This window comes from Mesorhizobium sp. Arg314 (assembly GCF_053714275.1).
The window spans coordinates 1-2,500 of record NZ_JBSKBP010000099.1; the positions used below are offsets into that span (position 1 = coordinate 1).

Consider the following 2,500-nt stretch of genomic DNA (forward strand, 5'->3'; position numbering starts at 1 on the left):
CTGCATGGCCGGAACGCAAAAAACCGCCCCGGTCAGACCGGGACGGTTATTGATTTATGATAGAATTGGTTGCGGGGACAGGATTTGAACCTGTGACCTTCAGGTTATGAGCCTGACGAGCTACCGGGCTGCTCCACCCCGCGTCAACGATAGAGGTAAGTGTGAGCTTACCGAATTCAAGGAGCCGCCAAATGAAAGGGCCGCTTGCGCGGCCCGATATCCCGTTTGGCGGGCCTGACCATAAAGAGAAGATTTGTCTCACATCCGGATCTTTTGATCCGGATGTGAGATGAACGTGCGCTTGGCAGACCTGGCAGCGACCTACTCTCCCGCGTCTTGAGACGAAGTACCATCAGCGCTGGAGCGTTTCACGGCCGAGTTCGGAATGGGATCGGGTGCAGCCGCTCCGCCATAACCACCAGGTCGGCAAAACGCACGTTCAAATCGAGAAGCTTTTAGAGCGAATAGCGATGAGCGAGTAGCCAATAGGGGGTGCCTAGTTTCTGCTTTCTCGGAGCTGTTCGCTGGTCTTTGTTGTGCCTTTGGAAGTTCTTTCAGCCTGGCGCCCTTCGAAGCGAAGCTTCGCAAGGTCGACCGACCGCCGGCGCCGTTGCGCCGCACCCACGTAGCGCCGCCCGCAGGGCGGAACAAGCGTGAGTGAGAACAAGATGGATATTAGGAATGAGAACGATCAAGCCTATCGAACTATTAGTACCGGTAAGCTTCAAGCGTTGCCGCTCTTCCACACCCGGCCTATCAACGTGGTCGTCTTCCACGGTTCTCAGGGAATACTCGTTTCAAGGTGGGTTTCCCGCTTAGATGCCTTCAGCGGTTATCCCGTCCGGATATAGCTACCCTGCGATGCGGCTGGCGCCACAACAGGTCCACCAGAGATCCGTCCATCCCGGTCCTCTCGTACTAGGGACAGATCCTTTCAATATTCCTACACCCACGGCAGATAGGGACCGAACTGTCTCACGACGTTCTGAACCCAACTCACGTACCGCTTTAAATGGCGAACAGCCATACCCTTGGGACCTGCTCCAGCCCCAGGATGCGATGAGTCGACATCGAGGTGCCAAACAACCCCGTCGATATGGACTCTTGGGGGTCATCAGCCTGTTATCCCCGGCGTACCTTTTATCCGTTGAGCGATGGCCCTTCCACGCGGGACCACCGGATCACTATGACCGACTTTCGTCTCTGCTCGACTTGTCAGTCTCGCAGTCAGGCAGGCTTATGCCATTGCACTCAGCGAACGATTTCCGACCGTTCTGAGCCCACCATCGCGCGCCTCCGTTACTCTTTAGGAGGCGACCGCCCCAGTCAAACTACCCACCATACATTGTCCCGGACCCGGATAACGGGCCGCGGTTAGACATCCATAGTAATAAGGGTGGTATTTCAAGGGTGGCTCCACCTGAGCTGGCGCCCAGGTTTCAAAGCCTACCACCTATCCTACACATGCCACTACGAATGCCAATGTAAAGCTATAGTAAAGGTGCACGGGGTCTTTCCGTCTAACCGCAGGAACCCCGCATCTTCACGGGGAATTCAATTTCACTGAGTCTATGCTGGAGACAGCGGGGAAGTCGTTACGCCATTCGTGCAGGTCGGAACTTACCCGACAAGGAATTTCGCTACCTTAGGACCGTTATAGTTACGGCCGCCGTTTACTGGGGCTTCGATTCAGAGCTTGCACCCCTCCTCTTAACCTTCCAGCACCGGGCAGGCGTCAGACCCTATACGTCGCCTTGCGGCTTCGCAGAGCCCTGTGTTTTTGATAAACAGTCGCTACCCCCTGGTCTGTGCCACCCTCCTCTGCTTGCGCAGAAAAGGGTCACGCTTCTTCCGAAGTTACGCGTGCAATTTGCCGAGTTCCTTCAGCATAGTTCTCTCAAGCGCCTTGGTATACTCTACCTGACCACCAGTGTCGGTTTCGGGTACGGTCTATAAGGAGGAGCTATTTCCTGGAACCACTCCGCTGCCCTTTCAATCCGATAAGATTGGACAACTTGTGTGATCCGTCACTACCTCCAGGCCCACGAATATTAACGTGGTTCCCATCGACTACGCGTTTCCGCCTCGTCTTAGGGGCCGGCTAACCCTGCTCAGATTAACTTTAAGCAGGAACCCTTGGTCTTTCGGCGGGGGAGTCTCTCACTCCCCTTACGTTACTCATGTCAGCATTCGCACTTCTGATACCTCCACCGCCCCTCACGGGTACGGCTTCATCAGCTTACAGAACGCTCCGCTACCGCTCGTGATTGCTCACGAACCCTAAGCTTCGGTGTATGGCTTTAGCCCCGTTACATTTTCGGCGCAAAGACCCTTATTTAGACCAGTGAGCTGTTACGCTTTCTTTAAATGATGGCTGCTTCTAAGCCAACATCCTGGTTGTTTTGGGATCCTCACATCCTTTCCCACTTAGCCATAACTTGGGGACCTTAGCTGTAGGTCAGGGTTGTTTCCCTTTTCACGACGGACGTTAGCACCCGCC

At 54.8% G+C, this 2,500-nt stretch carries 1 tRNA gene and 2 rRNA genes (1 of these 3 cut by a window edge); all 3 read right to left on the reverse strand.

Annotated features, from left to right (window positions below):
- Positions 1 to 66: 66 nt before the first annotated feature.
- Positions 67 to 143, reverse strand: a tRNA-Met gene (locus tag ACWGS9_RS33650).
- A gap of 165 nt (positions 144 to 308) precedes the next feature.
- Positions 309 to 423 (reverse strand): 5S ribosomal RNA (gene rrf / locus ACWGS9_RS33655).
- A gap of 264 nt (positions 424 to 687) precedes the next feature.
- Positions 688 to 2,500, reverse strand: a 23S ribosomal RNA gene (locus ACWGS9_RS33660) (it continues 1,114 nt past the right edge of the window).